Genomic DNA, 19,289 nt, shown 5'->3' with positions numbered 1-19,289 from the left:
GTCAGGCTCCTGTTTTCAGTGGTGCGGTGATGAAGGCTGGCGGCACGACGCGCGCCGCCGGTCGCGCGCTCACCGCGTTGGCGCGCGCCATTCGAAGCGGCCGTTGCCGCCCTCGTCCGTCCACAGCGGGACGGCGCGGCCGATGATCCGGTCGGTGGAGAGAAGGCCGAAGTAGCGTCCGTCGAGACTGTCGCGGACCTGCCGGTTCATCAGGAAGACTTCGCCGGTCGCGATGCGGCGGCAGCCCTGCCAGACAGGCAGGTCACGGCCGGCCCGATCACGCTCGAGCGCCACGCCCGCCTCGACGCCATCGACAGTGATGGTGAGGTTCGAGCGACAGACACGCTGCCCGGCAACGCCAAGGATGCGCTTCAAGAGTGGCACGCCCCTCGGCAGATAGCCGCGATCAGCGAGGAACGCGGCGAGTGGCTCAGGCGCGGCGACGGCCACAAGATCGGTGACCTCGAACGGTCCATAGAAGTCGATCGTGTAGAGACCGATCGGTGCGCTGGCCGACGCATTCCAGATGAGCTTCGTGGGCATCGAAGTGAGGCCGGGATAGCCGACGCCCATGGTTGCGAGAACGCTAGCGAGGATGATCCCGGCGCGCGTCACGGCTCGTTCCTCTTGCGCAGCAGGAACGCGCGATGTTGGTCGAGTGTGTAGCTGCGCGGCGCGTGGCCGGCGGTAATCCGGTTGTGGATGTGCCGCCAATGATCGGGCGACACCAACTCAGGCTCGATGTCGAGGCGCTGTATAGCGTCGATCGCCTGCAGCACGCGTTCCACCTTGGGCCAGCTCTCGACCTTCAGCAGGATGTCGCCGCCGGGGCGCACGAAGGGCAGTGTCTGATAGGCTTCGCCACGTCTGACCGCACGCACGATATCGATGCGTGAGATGATCGTTCCGAAGTCGTTCGCGGCCCACCGAACGAACGCGAAGACCGTGCCGGGCCGATAGGACAGAATGCGCCGGCGACGATCGACGATCTGTTCCTGGGCGTGCGTGCCGAACCGTATCCAGTTCTCGATCCTCTTCTCCACCCAGGTCAGTTCGACATGGACGAGTTCGTCGCGAGCGTAGTGCGTGGCGGCGATCATCGGGTGGCTCCCGAGCGCGGATCAAGAGGCGGATTCGGGGCTTCGGAGACGCCGGTTGCCGTGCTGCTGCCGTCAGAAACCGATGGAGCATTCGAGGTCTTGTCGGTGTCTATGCTGAGTGCGTCGCTGGTTCGTCGGAGCCTTTGCACATCACGCGCGCGCTCTTCTTCAAGGTTAGAATCTGGGTTAGAGTCTAAGTTAAGGGCGCGATTTCGGTTTTGCTTTCCTAGGGTTAGGCCCCGTTTGGGTTCCTGATAGCACGAGCCTGCGGTTCCCGATGGCACGATAGGTCCGGTTCCCGATAGCACGAGGCCGTCCACAGGCCTTCCACAGGAGCCGATGCGCTCGAAGGCGAGCAGCGCCCGGCCCCCAATCTCCACTTCCAGCGCAAGGGTATAGCCGGGCAGCGGCTGGCGGCGGATGATGTCGCGCAGTTCGAAGGCAAAGCGCTTGTACGGCGACAGGCCGCCGGATTTTAGGTGAAGGTGACGGAAGTCGAAGCGCCAGCCGTCGCGCTGGCGCCCGCCATGCTTGCGCACCAGCCGATAGAGCCAGCGCTCCAGCCCGCCAGTCAGGTCGAAATAGGCGCGATCGATCGTCAGCACGAGCGCGTCATCGAGGACTGCCTGGTAGAACCAGTCGGGGACGATCAACTCGATCCCCGCGGGTTTACCATGGCGATCGATGCGCTCCTGCCACTCGTTGATCCATGAGAAGCGGTGACGCCTGCCCTCGGCGGCCTGACGGATGGTCGTCGAGACGGTGGTCGACTGCAGCCGGTCAAGTGCCGCCTTCAGGCGTTGATAGTCGCGCAGGCTCTTGCCGCGGCCGACGAAGGTGAGAATCTCGTAGGGCGTGGCGGCCATCAGGCGCGAGGTTCGAAGCCCGGTGTCGCGCGCCTCGACGATCTGGCTCGCGGCCCAGATCAGGATGTCAGCGTCCCAGATGGTCGCCATCCCATGATCGGGTACGGCTTCGACCCGGATCGTGACGTTGCCCGCGGCAAAGTCGATCGGGGTGACGCGATGGGTCTTGGAAAGGGAGAAGAACGGATAGGCCATGAGATCCTGCGTGTCCCGTGGGGCGAAGTCGCCAGGCAGCGCCCGGAACAGGTCGAGCTGCCCGCGCTCCGATAGGGATTGGTTTCGTGCCACCATTTGAAATCCGCGCGCGGTCAGCGTGCGTATCGTCCGCCATGCGCCGGCGGCATCGGTGTGTGACGCTTGGCCGGCAGGACCGACCCACGCGGATCGGATGTAGAGGTGACAGCGCCGCGTTCGGCCCAAGCCTGAAGATCGTCGACGGCATAGACGACGCGGCCGCCGAGCTTGCGGTAGGAAGGACCGGTACCATAGGTACGGTGCTTTTCGAGCGTGCGGGCGGACAGGCTGAGAAAATCCGCGGCTTCCTTGGTGCGCAGGAAGCGCGGCGGCAAAACGGCGATATCGGGTCGCATGGGTCGGACCTCCGTGGGGTTTGGGCAGCCGCTGGCGTTCAGCGGTGGACGGCGACCACGGTGGCGGAGAATGGGCTTCGCAAGGGATGGGGAAGTTGAGGGAGGCTAAAATCCCACCCCCTGTCCAGTGTCACAACCGCTACGATCGGCGGCGATGACGCAGGATTTGCAAATAGCCGCCGCCGATCATGGCGGTGGCGCCTTCGACGAGGCCGATCACCGCATCGCGCAACGCCGAGGTCTTCCAAGGATCGGCGGCGATGCGCTTGTGTCCGTAGAACACAACCGCAATGTCGCGGTAGCTCGCGCCGTTCGCACGGCCGTCAGCGGCCTGCATCATCAGACGAAACCGGCGGCGCTGCTGTGGGGTCATACGCGTGTCCGAAGCTGTTGGGCGCCCCTGCAAGGAACGCCAGAAACGGGTGAGTGCTTCGATCCGTCCCAACGTTTCTGCATCCAAGGGGATCAGCGCCGCCAGGTGGCCGTGCGGGTCACTGCCGGGCAGAAGGAGAAGTTGGGTGGCGACACCTGTACCGTGGACACTATGACGTCCTTCAGGACTGTCGTGGACCACCCCCAGGCCGGTCAAAGGCACCGATCGCAAGGACGACAGGAATTCCGGCGCCGGCACGAGAGAAACGACAGCTGGATCGACGTCAGGCGACCACAGAACGTCTTGCGCCAAGGCGGACAAATCCGGCCTGGCCGGGAAATCGTAACCCCCAAAGCCGCTGTGTCTCAGGGTGGAAGGGTGCTTTTTCGGCTCTTGTGGTCAGGAGCGCTTGATAGTGCCGTTGATAGGGTTCGTGACGCCGCAGACACTCCCAGGCGAGCCCTTCGATGGGCGATGTATCGAAATAATCATAGCTGGCATTGTCTCGCCAATGCGACGTATCCGGCCTCATCCAAGAGCTCCTCACGCTAGAAACGCGTAGACCCCGCCTCAAAACCATTCCGGGTTGTAGCGATTGGCGGAAGACCCTCGCCGGGCATCGGGTGATGCCGTTTCGGCATCACCCGGGAACGACAGGAGCGGCGGTGCTAGCTGCCGGGTTGACGCAAGAGATGGCGATAGCCAGCACGGGCCATCCAGCGCGCTCGCGCCAGATGGCTGTCATGGATGCGCCGGGCGCGTTTTGGCTCCTTCGTCAGATCAATGCCGAAGAGAATTTCGACCACCTCGCGCCAGTCCGCGCCGTCGTCGGCGGCGTCAAGCAGGCGCATATAGAGCTTGACGTGTTCCCGATCGTATTCGGTGAGTTCGTCACTGGTCGGCGCGGTTTCGTCAAACGGCTCGATCATCGCTTGCCTCGCCTTCACAGAGTGAAAGCCTGCATTTTATAGAAACAATAGCGCCGACGGAGGATGGTTGATCAGCATCAGGCGATGCGATTTCAGCATCGCTCTCGGCTTGAGTGAACCGAACCGGACGTCCGCGCAAGAAGGCCCCGGCCTTCCGGCCGGGGCCTGCGCGGGTCCTTAGTCACCCCGCCGCGCGTTCGGGCGGGACCAGATGAGCGAGAAACCCTCACCTTCCTCGTCGTCGAAAAGGTTGGCGTAAATCGGGGCGTTGAAGCTCGGATCGTCAAGCTTGAGACCCAGATAGTCGCGGCCTTCGTTGGAGGTCTTCGACCAGGCGGCGCCGATCTCGGCGCGACCGACCAGCACCCGGTGGCTGGGAGCGTTCTCGCCGGTGGCGCGGGTGTCTGGGACGATGCGCACGTTCTTGGCTTGGACGCTGAGAGTGACGATTTCACCGGTGAACTCGTTCGAGGCGGACTTCTTGAAGGTGCCGATGGTAGCCATTGTAAGTCTCCATTTCCTGTTCCCGAGCCCGCACCATGCGGCCTCGATGGCGATCACTTGGCCGGAGGCGAGCGACGACGCATCGCTTGCGACCGGAGCAACGCGGAGGACGGCGCAGGAACGACTTTCTTGTCTCGCGAGGAACGGCGGCGCCCGGGGTCCCCATGCGCTTGCCACATGGGGTGGGCGCCGGCAGGGGAAGAAAGTCGAGATGCGTCGTTGCGGCTTTGGCGGTCGAGGTTCAGCCGTCCTTCGGGCAGATCAGCCCATTGAAGAGGCCGTTTGGAGCGCTCTTGGGACGGATTGGCAACGGAGACGTTGGCGTCCAACGCGCCGCCAGCAGATCGCTACAAGCTTCACCGGCATCGCCCACCCATTCCAGGCTCCAGATCCCGCGCACCTCCAACGCCCTCGTCACCGGCCGCGCTGCCGTCCTGCCACCGGCTGGTCGGCCTGCCTTGCGGCGTCGACCGAACAAAGTCCAAGCCTCCAAACAAGGCCGCGCCGCCACGTGGCCGTTGCCCTATTCTTGGCCTGTAGCCCGATTGCTCCAACCACCGATGATGAGGAGGCGGCCCTGGTCGCTCTGGTCCGCCCGCCTCCCTCGCGTGGGTTTAAGCTTTACCGTGCCCCTACCGGATTGGTCGGCGGCGGCCATGCCCGCGACCCGCAGATATGCCGCGACGCCGACGGCGAACGCGCCAATGACGGAAAAGATGATCTGCCAGATTTCCGAAGGCATCATGAGCTTCGCGATGCCATGGGTGGCATGGTAGCCGGCAACGATAGCGGGAGCGAGGAAGACCATCGCGATCGCCAGCTTCGCCCACATGGAGCTGATAACGCCGAGGAGGATTTGGCCGACGCCGAGTGTCAACCCGGCTGCGAGGATGCCGACGAGGATCGCGCCAAGCCAGCCGGCGCCGGTGTTGAATGCCCACGTACCTGCGCTGACGCCGACGAACAACGGAAGCGCGAAGACCGCAAGGGTGAAGAGCAACCAGCACAAGATGCCGATGGCCGCGATACAAAGGAAAATGCCGAGGATGATCATGGTGGTGTCTCCGAGAGAATAGCTCTGGCGATTGCGCCTTCCACCACCACCTGGCGCAGCGCACAGCATAGCAAAGGAAAAGCGCGGGCGAAACCCGCCGGTGTTCTTGCTGGGCGCGATGTCCGCCCTGTTATGGGGCGAACGGGTCGATTTCGCCGATGATGGCGGTGTCTTCGCCGTCATACTCGTTCGCCGGCACGACCGAGAGAGTGCCGTCGCCGGCACGAAAGATGACGATGGTGACCATGAGGGTGGCGGCAAGGCTGAAGGCGAAGGCATGTGCGTCGGCGAAGGACATCGATCCGGCTCCTGTTTGAAGCGGAGGACCCTCCCCCGCTGACAGGCGCCCGATGTGTTCGGCCGATGGCCGCAATCACCGCGAAGGTGAAGCCGGAGCGGCGGCACGCTTCGCGTAGTCCGCCCCCTTGCGGGTTGATGGCTTTAGGCCGTCGGCTGGACCAAGGATCAGCGCAATGGATCGCGTGGTGCGGTCATCTTCAAGTCAGGAGCTGCGGGCGTGGTTGGCGCGACGCTCTTCAGGAGAGTCTGAGCAAGCTGCCGCGCGATGTGGCGGGCGTCGGCCGAGAAACCGGACGGCCATGATCGCGATGGGTCCCGTTGGAAGCCGCCACGCTGAAAATGAGGATGAAGCTGGGCGATGACGCTGTGCAATCGCGGTGGCAGGCCCAACCCAGCTCTCTCGGCGTAAAGAGCCGCCTTGCCGAGATCGTGCCCGATATGGCGGCGGTTCCAGTGATCGTCGATAGCTACTCTGAGAAGATGCGACTTCAGGAGCAATTCAATGGCGATGGCGATGGCGTGAAGGGCCGCATTGTGCCTGCCTGGATCCGCCGCCCGGTCAGCGCCATCGAGGTGGGCGGCGGCATTGCGTAAGAAGGTGTCGGCAAGCGCGATGTCCGGTGTGAAGTTTTTGGGAAAGGATACGAGCCACATGGCTTAAAGGATGCCATGCCTACCCGGCATTCGTTAGGCCGGTAGGTTCCGGCGGCGCTTACGCGCCGCCGTTGCCGAGCCGATAGACCGGGATGCCGAGCTTGCGGGCCTTGTCCGCGAGGTTCTCCTGAATGCCGGTGCCGGGAAAGATGATGACACCGATCGGCATGACCGCCAGCATCTGGTCATTGCGTCTGAAGGGAGCGGCCTTGGCGTGTTTGGTCCAGTCGGGCTTGAAGGCGACCTGCGGCACCTTGCGATGATCGGCCCAGCGGGCGGCGATCTTTTCGGCGCCTTTCGGTGATCCGCCGTGCATCAGCACCATGTCGGGGTGTTTGGCGCGGATTTGGTCTAGCTTTGCCCAGATCAGCTCGTGATCGGCGGTATCGCCGCCGGAGAAGGCGATCTTTGGGCCGGCGGGTAACATGACCTCGGTTTCCGCGCGCCGCCTGGCCGCGAGGAAGTCGCGGCTATCGATCATTGCGGCGGTGAGATGGTGATGGTTGACCATCGACCCCGTGCGCGGTCGCCAGGCCGAGCCAGTGTACTGATCGTAGTGGTCGGCGGCCTGGTCACGCATGAGCTCGAAGGCGTCGCGCCGTTCGATCATGGTCTGGCCCTGGGCGGTGAGTGTCTCGAGTTCAACCGCCTTGATCTCGCTTCCGTCCTGTTCGCGCTGCAGGCGGCGCTGGGCCTGCTCGTTGTCGTCCTGTTGCCGCTCGATCCGTTGTACAGCTCGGTGGAAGACATTGGTGACGGACCAGAGCAGATCATCGAGGTCGGGTTCGAGGCGCGTGTCGGCCAAGGTGGCGATGAGGGCGTCAAAAATGTCGGCCACGGCTCCGGCCACGTGGTCGCCACCGGGGAGCGGTCGCGGATCGGGCTCGTCCGTAAATGGGCGCCAGCCATAAAGCTGGAGTTCGGTGAGGATGTGATCGGTCGGAGAAGCGGCGTGGTGCGGTTCGGTGTCGTCGTGCTCGCTCATGGGGGTGCTCCGTCGGTTTGTCCGCGACCCTCGCGGCCTTCATGGCGACGAGAGCCCACGGGCGGGACGGTCCGACACCCGCAGCGAAGCGGAGGGCCGAAGCGTAGCGGAGGATGGCGGCGGCCGGCTATTTTGCCTCGCGATGGAAAGGCGTCGCATCCAATCGCTGGCTTTCACCAGCAATCGCGCGCCGCCGGAAAATAGTCGGCCGCCGCCATTGCCTGGCCGGCCAATTCGTGGGTCGATCGCCCTCTCGAAGGCCGGGTCGCGGTTCTCTGCCGGCGAGCCACGCATCCATGCGCCGCACCGGCACCGTGCGCCGCGAGCTTCCCCCTCACGGCTCATGCCGCCTGTGTCAGATAGCGGAGGCGGTCCTTGAACATGAGCTGGTCCGCAATCGAGGCGCGGAGGGCGGTTAGTCCGAAATGGCGGAGGTCCTCGTTGAAGTCCTCCGTCTGCGGCGACAGCACGATTGCCTCGATTCCGGCGTCCGTCGCGCGCTCGAGCAGGCTGTCTCGGGCACCGCCACCGGCCGGATCGTTGTCGCGGATGACATAGAGCCGCCGCAGGTTCGGTGGGAACAGGATGGCTGCGAGATGAGCCGCCGAGAGGGCCGCCGCCATCGCCATGTCGGGCAAGGCGCATCTGAGCGATAGCGTCGTCTCGATGCCTTCGCCTGCCGCCATGACGCTGCAGGGTGCGCCGAAGCGGACGGCGTGACCGAGAAGGTCACCCATTGCCCGACGCGGTGTGTCGACGAGTGCCTTGCCGGTGCCGTCCGGTGCGAGCCAGGTGCGGTGCGCGCCGGTCAGACGTCCATCGAGGTCGGTGACAGCGGCGATCATCGCCGGCAAGGTCTTGGTCGGTCCATGATCGTCTGGCCGGTAGTAGCAGTATGGATGGAACTGCAAGGCTGCGGTTCCGTGCAAAGTCGTAATGCAACGTCCACGCAAATACGTTTCCACGAGGGTTCCGATAATGGGCTTCGACATGGCGACCAGTCGGCGAGCCGCTTCCGGAGATCCAATGGGGACGTGCGTGATCGGCTTGGCCGGTCGGGGTGGCATGGCATCTGGCATAGCGAGAAACACGCGCGCCTGGTCGGCGACGTCCCGGAAGTTGACCAGTCCGAGGGATTCGCGGATGACATCGAGCAGGTCGCCATGCTCGCCGGTAGCGGCGTCGATCCATTTGCCTGGCGGTCCCTTCGGGGATGGCTGCAGACGTACGAACATCGAGCGGCCCGGCGCATTGCGGACGTCGCCGACGGTCCAATAGTTGCCCTGGCGACGGCCATTGGAGAGGTAGTGGCGGCACACCTCCTCGGCATGTTCGCCGAGTCGATGTGCGAGGTCGGATGCATCGTGAGGCGGCATCATGCAGCCCCCCGCTCGCTCACGCGCTCGATTGGGAAGCGGTCGAGCACGCGCTCGATCACGGGCAGGCCGTTGGCGTCGATCGGCACGAACATCCTGAGCTTCCACGAAATGATCTCGTGGAAGAGACCGTAGGCGGTGAGGCGCTCGCGCATCGTGTCGGTGAAGCCAGACAATTCGATGCGCCATGCGCCCATGACGCGGCGGCGGCGAAGCTGGAGATCCTCGGCAAGATCGAGGATGGTCCGGCCGTCCATCAGAGCCGCAAACGCCTGCTCCGGCGATAGCGCAACCATGTTCGTCGCAGAGGCGTTGGCGGCCCATGCCGGCGAGACGCGGCGGCCGATGAGGCGCTCACCGTCGTCGGTCTGAAGTCGATAAACGCGGGTCGACTCGTTGGGCAGGTGCTTCCAAATCGGCAGCAGCAGGCCGGTGACCATGTGCACGACCGAGTCCGAAAACTCCGGCACCCCAGCGATTTCGGCCGCCCAGGCATTTATGAACGCCTCGCGATCTGCCTCGACCCAGCGTGTTTCGCCCATGGCCTTGAGCGGCATGTTCTGGCCTTCCATTGGGCGGATCAGGCGAACGCGTCGCTCGACCTCGCCATCGTCGAGCATGACGCTGGGGGGCTGGATCTGCACGGCTGCGCGGCCCGATTGCTCGTTGATGAGCGGCAAGGCACGCGGATCGCGGAGATGATCGAGCGCCGCATTGAGCGTCACGGGCCGATTGCGCTTGCGTTCGGTGATCGTGAGCAGGCGGCTTTCGGCGCCGGTGCGCGGATGGGTGTAGATCACCTGCCGATCGATGACGACGAAGTTTTCGGCCTGCAGCGTCTCCAGCCCGGCATCGTAGGTGCCGGACGCGATCGCGCCCTCGATGCGCGCCGCCAGCAGTTGCTCGAAGGCACCGAACAGTACGCACTGCAGTGCAATGGTCAGTGCGAGCAGGCGATTGAGGAAGGTGGTTATCGGCGGCAACTCGTCCTTGATGCCATTGGCATCCATCAGCTTGAGACCGGTCGCCGCCTCGAAACGCTCGAGCGAGCAGCCCTCGATCTTGCCGCGTACGATCAGCAGATAGAGTTGCCGTAGCGCATCACGGGCATAGTGGCTTTCCAGATTGTCCTCTGGCCGGAACAGGCCCTGGCCGCCGGTCTGGCGCTGGCCGCGCGTGATTGCGCCGAGCGTATCGAGCCTTCGCGCGATCGTCGAGAGGAAGCGCTTTTCCGCCTTCACATTGGTCGAGATCGGCCGGAACAGCGGCGGCTGCGCCTGATTGGTGCGATGCGTGCGGCCCAGGCCCTGAATCGCGGTGTCGGCCTTCCAGCCGGCTTCGAGCAGATAATGCACACGCAGCCGCGTGTTCCGGGCCGACAGTTCGGCGTGGTAGCTCCTCCCCGTTCCGCCCGCATCCGAAAAAACCAGAACGCGCTTCTGGTCATCCATGAAGGCCTGCGTCTCGGCGAGGTTGGCTGACCCGGCACGGTTTTCAACGACAAGGCGCTCGCCCTTGCGGACAATGCGGCGCGAGCGACCGGTGACCTCGGCCACGATGTCCACCCCGAAATGCTGGACGATCTGGTCGAGGGCGCCGGGGACAGGCGTCAAGCTGGCGAGTTTGGCGATCAGCTCGTGGCGCCGGGCGACCGCCTCGCGGCTCTCGACGGGCTGGCCATCGCGGTAGACCGGGCGCGACGACAGATTGCCTTCGGAGTCGGTGAAGGGCTCATAGAGCTGCACCGGGAAGGAATGGGCGAGATAGTCGAGGACGTACTCGCGCGGCGTGATGTCGACTCGGACGTCGTTCCATTCCTCAGTCGGCAGCTCGGCCAGCCGCCGTTCCATGAGCGCCTCGCCCGTCGAGACGATCTGGACAACGGCCGCATGGCCCTCCTCCAGATCGCGGGTGATGGAGCGGATCAGGGTAGGCGTCTTCATGCTGGTCAACAAATGACCGAAGAAGCGCTGCTTGGCGCTTTCAAAGGCGCTGCGCGCGGCCGACTTGGCCTGGGCATTGAGCGTGCCGGTGCTGCCGGTGATGTTGGCCGCCTGCATCGCCGCATCGAGATTGTTATGGATGACGCCGAAGGCCCCAGCGTACGCATCATAGATGCGGACCTGTTCGGGCGTCAGCTCATGCTCGAGCAGTTCGTATTCGACGCCGTTGAAAGAGAGCGAGCGGGCCGTATAGAGGCCGAGTGCCCTGAGGTCGCGTGCCAGCACTTCCATCGCCGCGACGCCGCCGGCTTCGATCGCCTCGACGAACTCGGCACGGGTCGAGAACGGAAAATGCTCGCCGCCCCAAAGGCCGAGCCGCTGGGCATAGGCGAGATTGTGCACGGTGGTGGCGCCAGTCGCCGACACATAGACGATGCGGGCATTCGGCAGGGCGTGCTGTAGCCTCAGGCCGGCACGGCCTTGCTGGGAGGGGGCGGCGTCGCCGCGTTGGCCCTTGCCGCCACCGGCGTTTTGCATGGCGTGCGCCTCGTCGAAAATGATGGCCCCATCGAAATCCGGACCCAACCATTCGACGATTTGTTTGACCCGCGAAACCTTCTCCCCACGATCTTCGGACCGCAGCGTGGCATAGGTGGTGAATAGGATGCCTTCCGCCAGCGTGACCGGGTTGCCCTGCGGGAAGCGGGAGAGCGGGGTGATCAGCAAGCGCTCCATGCCGAGCGCGGACCAGTCGCGCTGCGCATCCTCGATGAGCTTGTCGGACTTGGAGATCCAGACCGCCTTACGACGGCCCTGCATCCAATTGTCTAGGATTACGGCGGCGGACTCGCGGCCCTTGCCTACACCGGTGCCGTCGCCGATCATGAAGCCTTGCCGGAAGCGCACGGCCCCCGCGGTGGCATCGGCTGCGGCGTTAACCACGTCAAAGGTATCGTCGAGCGTCCAGGCGCCGGCGAGATATTCGGCGTGAGCCTCGCCGGCATAGATGACGGTCTCGAGCTGCGCGTCCGAGAGCAGGTCAAGGACATTCTTCGGCAGGCGCGGCTGGTAGCTCGGCTTGGGGGGCGCTACCGAGGCCATGGCCGCCGATTGAACGAGCTGTGTGGGGTGGGCCCGAGAGCCGGGAATGCGGATCGCCTGAAGCCCGTAGACCTCATAGATGGCGTCGCTGATCTGGCCGCCCTCGGCCGCCCGCCAGTCGACAGCCTCATAGGCGAGGTCGATGGCTTCCGGTTCGGCGATCGACTTGCGTGGCGTGGTTCTCGCCGCGCGTTTGAGATAGCCGTGCACGGTGCGGGGCGCGGCGACCGCCGATGCCGCGCTCGAAACGGCGGCCATGACGACCGGCGGCCGCGCAGGAAGGCGCTCCTCAATCCAAGCGAGGAGCGTCGCCGCATCCGGAGCGATGCCGGGAGCATCCGCGAAGACGGTGGGATCGTCCGCCGGGAGCTTGTCGATGACGGTGAGGCGTGTCGGAAAGGTCGTGCCATGCTTGGCGTAGGCCGAGCCGTCGATGGCAGCGGAGAAGACGACGCGGCCACGTTCCTGCAGGCGAGTAAATGCGGCGGTCCAGGCCTGATGGTCGGGCGCGAAGTTCGCACCGGTGATCGTCACCAGCCGCCCCCCGGGCGAAAGACGCGCCAGCGCCGAGGAGATGTGCCGCAAGGCCGCGTCGCCCATGCGGCCCTCGACATTGGCCATGACCGAAAAGGGCGGGTTCATCAGTACCACGCTCGGCACGGCGCTGACTTCGAGATGGTCGTCGATCTGGGCGGCGTCGAAGCGGGTGACGGAGACGGCCGGAAAGAGGCAGGAAAGAAGTGCCGCGCGCGTCTCGGCAAGCTCGTTGAGGATGAGCGAGGCGCCGGCTATCTCGGCCAGGATGGCGAGCAGCCCGGTGCCGGCGGAAGGCTCCAGCACACGGTCGGCGGGCGTGATGACGGCGGCCGTTGCCGCGACCAGGCCGAGCGGAATCGGCGTCGAGAACTGCTGGAGGGTCTGCGCCTCTTCGGATCGGCGGGTATGCGTCGGCATGAGCCCGGCGATCTTCGACAATGAGGAAAGCCGGAGAGCCGGCGACGCGGCTTTGCGGAACAGCGCCTTTCCGTACTTGCGCAGGAAGAGAACCGTCGCGGTCTCGCAGGCATCGTAGGCCTGCTTCCAGTCCCAGGCGCCGGCGGCGTCGGAGGCGCCGAATGCGGCTTCCATCGCCGAGCGCAGCTTTGGCGCGTCGATGCACTCGCCGCGTTCGAGACGGGGAAGCAGCAGGCCGGCGGCGGCGAAGATAGCGCCGGCTGGACGGGTTTGTGCGAGCGGGAGCGGCGCGGCAGCGGGAACCGTCGCAGCGGGCGAGATCATGTACATGGTGTGAACCTCGGGAGAGCGGAGACAGGATCGAGCCGCGCGGCGCTCTCTCTGGACCGCACGGGTTCAAACCCATCCCGGCCCGCCTCTCCCTCTCAGGAACCGACCAAAGCTAAAATGATACAAGCGCCCCGCCATGAGGTGGAGCGCCCGCCGGTATCAACCAGATGTCGGTCATATTCCGCCGTCAGGCTCCGACTTCTGTAGGAAACCATTGGCGTCGTCGGGATCGGGCGGCAGGTAGGCATCATAGGGATTGCCGTCGGCAAGATGACCGAACGGCGTGAACACTAGTCCGCGCCCGACCGCGCAGATTGCATAACGCCGCTGCCCGGTCGCCGCGTCGGCGCATTTCATCAGCGCGAGGTTGCCGTCGCTGGCGGCACGAAGCAGCGTCTGGAAGTTGCTGCGGGCATGGTCGGGAATACTCATGGCAAGTCCTTCGCATCTCCGGGTTCAACTGGATGGCGGGCGCCTGCGAGGATCGTTTCGCCGCGCGAGATCGCCCACTCGGCCTTGCCAAGCCACCCCGGCGGCGTCGGTCGGCGGGACTTAGCATCGCCGACGATGAGCTTGAGCAAGCCCAACATGAGTTCGAATTGTGCGGCCTTGCGCTGCACCGCTTCCCCGAAATGTGCAGGAACCGGAGTACCGGATCAGTGAGCCGAGCGGCGCGTTGTCATAGACGATGTGGGCAGACATGGATGTCTCCTGAAACGAAAAGGCCCGACAGGGCGTCGGCGATGAGGGTGAGGTGAAGGGAAACGGGGAGGCCGGAGCCACCCCGTCGATGAGTGCTATTCGGCAGCGACCGCGTGAGCGATGACCTCATCGGCTGCCGCCGAGTTGTCTTCGTCATCGCCGGCGAGGAATTCGGGCAGGTCAGGTTCCTCGCCCTCGCCCGGCTGCGCGGGCGGTGCGTCCTGATCGATCAGACGGAGCGGTTCGGGTAGCCAGCCACTATCGGCAAGGAGGCGTTCGGCCTCCTTGGCCATGTCGCCCTTCTTGAGGTGGTCGATGAGTTGAGCGGCTTGCTCGCCGATGCCCTCACGCACGGCTTCGAGGATGCGGGACTTGGTAACGCGACCGAGATAGTTCTCTACCGTCGGACGCCAACCCGCATCCACCATGTCGAGCCCGGTGGCGTGGGAGAGCCGGTCGGCTTCGCGCAAGCGCTGCTCCAGCCCGTGCTGGGAAACGCCGCTGCCATAGGGGTTGGGCCGTTCGAACAGCGCGTTGATCCCATAGCTGACGCAATGCGCCAGCAGTGCGTTCTGACTGGCTTCATCGAGACTGTCGAGCCAGGCCCACAGAGTCTGGTCGTCACCGAGCGGGATGTCGCCCTTCCACGCCTCATGGCGTTCGTCGATCGCCTTGGCCGCGGGGCTGTCTTTCAGCTCAGCGTCTTGCGTCGGCAAGTGGACATGTCGGACGAACGCCTCGAGGCAGCCGGTCGCGGAGCGATGACCGAAGGTGTCGAGGACGAGCCGATGCAACAGCGCCGTGATCGCCACATGCTGGTTCTCGGCCACGGCATTGCGCAGCGCCAACGTGCGATGCGCGGTGAGCTCGATCACCAGGCGTTCGGGCAGCGGTTTGATGGCGTCGCCGTCATCCTGATCGGGCTCGGACGTTTGCGCGCCGATGGTGATGGTGGCCCGGCGAACCGAAGGATCGTCCCTGCCCTCCTCGCTCTCGGTCGCACCGTCGGGCTCGGCGGCGTCATCGACGACCGTCTGCATCGCTTCGTCCTCGGGGCGCACATATCCGCGATCGACGACCAGGTCACCGTCACGGTCGATGCTGATGAAGGCACCGGCGCGGCCGATATCGGCCCGATCGTAGTTCATCGGGCGGCTCTCCAAGGCCTCAAGCGCAGTTTCGATCTGGCCGAGGCGCCGATCGACCTCGTCGGGGAGTTCGTCGGATTCGCCATACTCGGCTTCCAGCCGATCGTACTCCGCGCGCAGGGCTTCGCGCTCCGCCCGCTCCGCGTCGGTCAGATCGACGGGGGTGCCGGCCAGTGCCCGCAGACCGTGATTGTGGCCATAAGGCAGATCGACATCGACCACGATCCACTTCCAGCCCTCCGCCGCGATCTCGTCGGCGATCGACTTCAGTTTGTCGCGGACCAAGCGGTCAAGCAGCACAGGGTCCTGCAGCCAGCCGCCATTGTCGGCCTCGAACAGGTCGCGCAGCACGACGCCGGCAGCAGCGACATAGGCCTCGACACCGATGAATAGCGCCCGGCGATCGCTTGCCCGAACCGTGGTTTCGGTCAGCATGCGCCGGATTTGATGCGGCTCGTTCGACCACGAATGCTCGAGCGCCTCCCAGATCTGTTCCTGACGAGCGTGATCGTCGGTCACGGTAAAGGCCATGAGTTGATCGAGCTTCATGCCGTCCTGCTCGTAAATATCGTGCAGCTTGGGCGAGACCTTCGCGAGCCGCAGGCGTTGCTGCACGAACGTTGCGGATACGAAGAAGCGTGCCGCGATCTCCTCATGGCTGGCGCCCTGGTCATGCAAGGTCTGGAAGGCGCGAAACATGTCGAGCGGATGTAAATCCTCGCGCTGAAAATTCTCGGCGAGCGAATCCTCCTCGATCGGCACCGCGCTGTGGGCGTCGGTGACGACGCACGGCACGGGCTCGGTCTTGGCCAAGCGCTTCTGCTTGACCAGCAGTTCCAGCGCGCGATAGCGGCGCCCGCCGGCGGGCACTTCAAACATCCCGGTCTCATTGCCCTCGCCGTCCAGCACCGGCCGGACGTTGAGGCTCTGGAGCAGGCCGCGCCGCCCGATCGAGGCGGCGAGGTCCTCAATCGTTTCCCCGCGCTTGATGCGCCGGACATTGGACTGGCTCAGCATCAGTTTGTTGAAGGGGATGTCGCGCGAGGCGTTGAGGGTGATCTTCTGCTTGGGCGTAGCCATGTGGACTATCTCCGCGACGGGCGGCCGAGACTCTCTCGACCTCCAAACCCGTCACAAAGAAAGGCGCAGCCCTCTCACTCTGAGGACTACGCCGCACACGTAAGATCGGGGGGGCACAGGGCCGCCGACATGACTTTGCGCATCTGCAACTTTGTGGATTTCAAGCTGAGATCTCACGCGCCATTCCGACCAGACTGGGCGGCCTGGTAGAGGACGCGTTCGGCGTCGCGAATGCTTCCAGCCCGGCGGGCGGCCTCTGCCCAGGCCGAAATCGGCAGGTCCGTGGCAAAGAGCATGTCGCGCTCGATGCCCATGCCGAAGGGCTGCCGGACCGACGTTATCTCGAGGAGTGAGAAACTGCCCAACTCGGGATAGCCGAGATCGGCGAGACCGAACATGGCGTCGCCATTGGCATCGAGCTCAGTCGCGAGCCCAGGTTCCTTCGCCGAGCGGATTGAAGAACCTCACGACAGGTGCGTGATCGGCATTGCGCTTGCGGCCATTGGCGAGCAGGCGCTCGCGCAGTTCGTCGGTGAGGAGGATCATGCCCTCCTATCCATCGCGGCCTCATTGACCTGGGCCGGGCCTGCCTTGGCTGCACCGTCAGGTTGCGGTAGCAAGGCGAGCAGCCAGTCGGCCGCCTTGCTGGCCTGGGAGGCGGCACGCACGATGGCGCGGTTGTCTTCGCGCAGGACCTCGAGCCAGGAGGCCAGGTAGTCGGCGTGGCGCACGGTCGGAACGACGCCAAGCGAGGCGCAGCAGAAGGCCGCATTCATCTCGGCAACCAGTTCCTCGAAAGCATATCTCTTGGTGCCGAAGGCGCCGCCAAGGTCGCGGCCGACGCGGGAGGCATGGCCGGTCGCATGCCCAAGCTCGTGCAGGGCTGTGCGGTGCCAGTCGATGGTCTCGAAATAGGCCTGCGGGGGCGGCACCCGCACATAGTCGTGCGCCGGCACATAATAGGCGTTGTTGCCACCGATGCGGAAATCGATCCCGGTCGCCTTGATCAGCGCCTCGACCGCAGGCTCGATCAGTCCGGGTTCCGGTGCAGGCGGAGCCACGACCAGATCGTCGGGCAGATTTTCACATTGCGCCACGTTGAACACGATGAAGCGCTTAAGGAACGATATGGCCTGTGCTGCCTCGCCGGTTTCCCGCGCACGTCTCTTCTCGTCGTCGGGGATGAAGCGGTCAGCATAGACGACGGTGGTCCCATGTTCGCCCTTGCGGACATGGCCGCCCAGCGATAGCGCCTGGCGAAAGGTCAGCCAGCTCTGGATGGGAAAGCCATGCTCGATGACCGCACCCCACAGGATCAGCACATTGATCCCGGAATAGGCGCGGCCGGTCGCGGCGTTGGCTGGCATGGCGAGAGGAGCTTTCGTCGCCGCCGTGCCCCAAGGCTGCACCCAGGGAAAGCGCCCACCCTCCAGCTCGGCGATGATCTTGTTGGTGATATCGTCATAGAGACTTGCCCGGTCGGCGCCGGCGTGAGCGTAATGTCTGGACATCGCGGTTCTCCGCGACGGGCGCCGGAGGCCCTCCTCCAGCTCTCAACCCGTCACGGCAACCGGTCCGTACCCTCACTCTAGACGGCGTTGCGGGGGCCTCCCGCAAAGGCAGGATGCTCTCGAATTTGGGCGAAGGCGGTCCGCGCCAAATCGGCAAATGTCGCTGACCATCTAGTATGGTTATTGCTACCGGACTGCGTGGCGGATGCGGTCGGTAAGCGTTTGTTCGACGTCGAAATAACCCTCCCAGGCTTCAGGCAATTGAGCCCGCGCGGCGGCGGCGAAAACATCGAAACCGTTGGCGCTTTCGCAGGTGGGCAACTCCTCCCAACTGACGGGCACCGCGAACGACGCCCCCGCGCGTGCCCGAGTCGACCAGGGACAGATTGCAGTGGAGCCCTGGCCATTGCGCAGATAATCGACAAACATTCGGCCCTTGCGCTTCACCTTGCTCATGTTGGCGACGAAGCGTGACGGATCTGTACGGGCCAGTAGTTCGGCGAAGTCTTGGCAGAAGCTCTTGACCTCGTCCCAGTCTGCCTCCGGGACGAGCGGCAGCAACGGCCACGACTGCAGTCCAAGCGCTTCCAGAACGCCCGTATGTCGAGGGCTGCCTGCTTGACGGCAGCGAAGCCCAGGCCTTCGTCGGGCTCGATGTCGAAGATCATGCGGCCAGGCAGATGCGGCTGCTGGCGCAGGCTTCCCCAAATGTGGAATTCGAGCACGTTCATCTGGACGCCTGCGATCAGCCCAGCCACGTCATCGACCCACAAGATGCGGCTTTCCTTACCGAACATCTTCTCCAACTTGCCATCATGGATGGCCTTGGGCATGCCTGGCAGTCTGTGCTTCTAAAAGGTCTGTTGCAGGTCGCCGTCGGTATCGCGCACCAACGAAAGCGGCCGATGCTGGATGTGGGGCAGCATCTTCTCGGCGACAACGGCGTAGTAGGTGGCGAGTGTGGCCTTGGTCACCTTGGTTCCGGGATACATGACCTTGTCCGGATGCGTCAGTTTGATGCCGACAGCAGCGGCGATCTCCTTGCCGACTCCCGGATCGAGATTGGCGGAGCCAAAAGTTGCCGGCGTCTTCGGCATTTCCATCACCACCTGGTCGGCTCGCTTGTCTTCGCGCATGCCCTTAAAGCTTGGATGCCGCAAACTGCCGTCCGGTGTCATTTCGGCATAGGTAACCTCGGCGGCAAGCTCGGGCTGCACCCACCTGGCACGTCGGGCGATGCCTCTCGGAACGGAGGCGAAAGCCGGTCTGTCAACATGGCGCTTCTCGAGCTTAGCGTGGATGCCCTTGCGCATCGCCGCGGTGAACCCGGTTCCGACGCGGCCGCGGTAGATGAGCTCGCCATTGTCGTACGTGCCGAGGATTAGCGAGGCCATGCCATGTCCTGTGTCACTTGGGCGATAGCCGCCGACGACGAATTCCTGTCGCTTCGTGCACTTGATTTTGAGCCAACTTTCGGTGCGGTCGCCGACGTAGGAGCTGTCGGCGCGCTTGGTGATGACGCCTTCGTGGCCGCCCTCGCACATGGCGTCGAACACCCTTTTGCCCTGGTCGACGATGTGGCTGGAGAGTTGCAGGCTGTCGTCAGGACGGCGCGCGCCCAGCAGGGACTCAAGTCGCGCCTTGCGTTCGAGGAGCGGCTGGTTCGACAGATCTTCGCCATCGAATTCAAGCAGATCGAAGGCGTAGAACTTGAGGGGCATACCCGCGGCAATGCCGGTTTTCAGCATGGAGAAGTTCGTGCGGCGCTGGCTGTCTATGGCGACGATCT

Annotated in this window: 18 protein-coding genes and 3 pseudogenes; 1 reads left to right on the top strand and 20 read right to left on the bottom strand. The window is 64.5% G+C overall.

Annotated features, from left to right (window positions below):
- Positions 1-69 precede the first annotated feature (69 nt).
- From LB558_RS30625 to LB558_RS30580, 10 genes and pseudogenes are all read right to left on the bottom strand, one after another.
- A complete protein-coding gene (locus tag LB558_RS30625) occupies positions 70-615 on the bottom strand; it encodes a S26 family signal peptidase (protein WP_224700908.1) in 546 nt (181 codons plus the stop codon).
- Entirely contained in the window at positions 612-1,100 is a 489-nt protein-coding gene (locus tag LB558_RS30620) for a DUF2840 domain-containing protein (protein WP_224700907.1), read from the bottom strand. The genes LB558_RS30625 and LB558_RS30620 overlap by 4 nt, the downstream gene beginning before the upstream one ends.
- A complete protein-coding gene (locus LB558_RS30615) occupies positions 1,097-2,257 on the bottom strand; it encodes a replication initiator protein A (protein WP_224700906.1) in 1,161 nt (386 codons plus the stop codon). Before LB558_RS30615 ends, LB558_RS30620 begins: the two co-directional genes overlap by 4 nt.
- 17 nt (positions 2,258-2,274) lie before the next feature.
- A complete protein-coding gene (locus tag LB558_RS30610) occupies positions 2,275-2,556 on the bottom strand; it encodes a helix-turn-helix transcriptional regulator (RefSeq protein ID WP_224700905.1) in 282 nt (93 codons plus the stop codon).
- 139 nt (positions 2,557-2,695) lie between these two features.
- A complete protein-coding gene (locus LB558_RS30605) occupies positions 2,696-3,241 on the bottom strand; it encodes a DUF2285 domain-containing protein (RefSeq protein ID WP_224700904.1) in 546 nt (181 codons plus the stop codon).
- On the bottom strand, positions 3,213-3,461 hold the full coding sequence (locus LB558_RS30600) for a transcriptional regulator domain-containing protein (RefSeq protein WP_224700903.1): 249 nt from the start codon (positions 3,459-3,461) through the stop codon (positions 3,213-3,215). The genes LB558_RS30605 and LB558_RS30600 overlap by 29 nt, the downstream gene beginning before the upstream one ends.
- Positions 3,462-3,597: 136 nt before the next feature.
- Positions 3,598-3,858, bottom strand: coding sequence for a DNA -binding domain-containing protein (locus tag LB558_RS30595; RefSeq protein WP_224700902.1), 261 nt, complete (start codon positions 3,856-3,858; stop codon positions 3,598-3,600).
- A gap of 177 nt (positions 3,859-4,035) precedes the next feature.
- Positions 4,036-4,362, bottom strand: a complete 327-nt coding sequence (locus LB558_RS30590) for a DUF736 domain-containing protein (protein ID WP_023731557.1) — start codon at positions 4,360-4,362, stop codon at positions 4,036-4,038.
- Positions 4,363-4,993: 631 nt separating this feature from the next.
- Positions 4,994-5,416, bottom strand: a pseudogene (locus LB558_RS30585) (hypothetical protein); the annotation flags it as partial.
- Between the two features lie 130 nt (positions 5,417-5,546).
- Positions 5,547-5,714 (bottom strand): hypothetical protein, encoded by a 168-nt coding sequence (locus LB558_RS30580; protein ID WP_023777343.1) that lies wholly within the window; start codon positions 5,712-5,714, stop codon positions 5,547-5,549.
- A gap of 320 nt (positions 5,715-6,034) precedes the next feature.
- Between LB558_RS30580 and LB558_RS30575 the strand changes: the two genes are divergently transcribed.
- Positions 6,035-6,310, top strand: a complete 276-nt coding sequence (locus tag LB558_RS30575) for a hypothetical protein (RefSeq protein ID WP_224700901.1) — start codon at positions 6,035-6,037, stop codon at positions 6,308-6,310.
- A 118-nt stretch (positions 6,311-6,428) separates the two neighbouring features.
- Here the strand turns inward: LB558_RS30575 and LB558_RS30570 are convergent, their stop codons facing one another.
- From LB558_RS30570 to LB558_RS30525, 10 genes and pseudogenes are all read right to left on the bottom strand, one after another.
- Entirely contained in the window at positions 6,429-7,355 is a 927-nt protein-coding gene (locus LB558_RS30570; RefSeq protein ID WP_224700900.1) for a DUF2493 domain-containing protein, read from the bottom strand.
- A 341-nt stretch (positions 7,356-7,696) separates the two neighbouring features.
- Positions 7,697-8,734, bottom strand: coding sequence for a toprim domain-containing protein (locus LB558_RS30565; protein ID WP_412033508.1), 1,038 nt, complete (start codon positions 8,732-8,734; stop codon positions 7,697-7,699).
- On the bottom strand, positions 8,731-13,059 hold the full coding sequence (locus LB558_RS30560) for a strawberry notch family protein (protein WP_224700899.1): 4,329 nt from the start codon (positions 13,057-13,059) through the stop codon (positions 8,731-8,733). The genes LB558_RS30565 and LB558_RS30560 overlap by 4 nt, the downstream gene beginning before the upstream one ends.
- Before the next feature lie 174 nt (positions 13,060-13,233).
- Positions 13,234-13,491 carry a DUF6117 family protein gene (locus LB558_RS30555; protein WP_224700898.1) on the bottom strand — a complete coding sequence of 86 codons (258 nt, stop codon included), beginning with the start codon at positions 13,489-13,491 and terminating at the stop codon, positions 13,234-13,236.
- Complete coding sequence (locus tag LB558_RS30550; protein WP_224700897.1) at positions 13,488-13,679, bottom strand: hypothetical protein; 192 nt, start codon at positions 13,677-13,679, stop codon at positions 13,488-13,490. Before LB558_RS30550 ends, LB558_RS30555 begins: the two co-directional genes overlap by 4 nt.
- Before the next feature lie 177 nt (positions 13,680-13,856).
- The gene (locus LB558_RS30545; RefSeq protein WP_224700896.1) at positions 13,857-15,989 is read right to left on the bottom strand and encodes a ParB/RepB/Spo0J family partition protein; all 2,133 of its coding nucleotides are present in this window, start codon (positions 15,987-15,989) and stop codon (positions 13,857-13,859) included.
- A gap of 173 nt (positions 15,990-16,162) precedes the next feature.
- Positions 16,163-16,535 (bottom strand): annotated as a pseudogene (locus LB558_RS30540) (DUF2958 domain-containing protein).
- On the bottom strand, positions 16,532-17,500 hold the full coding sequence (locus LB558_RS30535; protein WP_224700895.1) for an ArdC family protein: 969 nt from the start codon (positions 17,498-17,500) through the stop codon (positions 16,532-16,534). The pseudogene LB558_RS30540 and the gene LB558_RS30535 overlap by 4 nt, the downstream one beginning before the upstream one ends.
- 186 nt (positions 17,501-17,686) lie before the next feature.
- Positions 17,687-18,061, bottom strand: a complete 375-nt coding sequence (locus tag LB558_RS30530) for a hypothetical protein (protein WP_224700894.1) — start codon at positions 18,059-18,061, stop codon at positions 17,687-17,689.
- Positions 17,953-19,278: pseudogene (locus LB558_RS30525) on the bottom strand (hypothetical protein). The gene LB558_RS30530 and the pseudogene LB558_RS30525 overlap by 109 nt, the downstream one beginning before the upstream one ends.
- Positions 19,279-19,289 lie beyond the last annotated feature (11 nt).

The organism is Mesorhizobium sp. CO1-1-8 (genome assembly GCF_020164875.1).
GTDB lineage: Bacteria > Pseudomonadota > Alphaproteobacteria > Rhizobiales > Rhizobiaceae > Mesorhizobium.
Note: the sequence above shows the minus strand (reverse complement) of the source record. Positions and strands in the feature narration are given on the sequence as shown.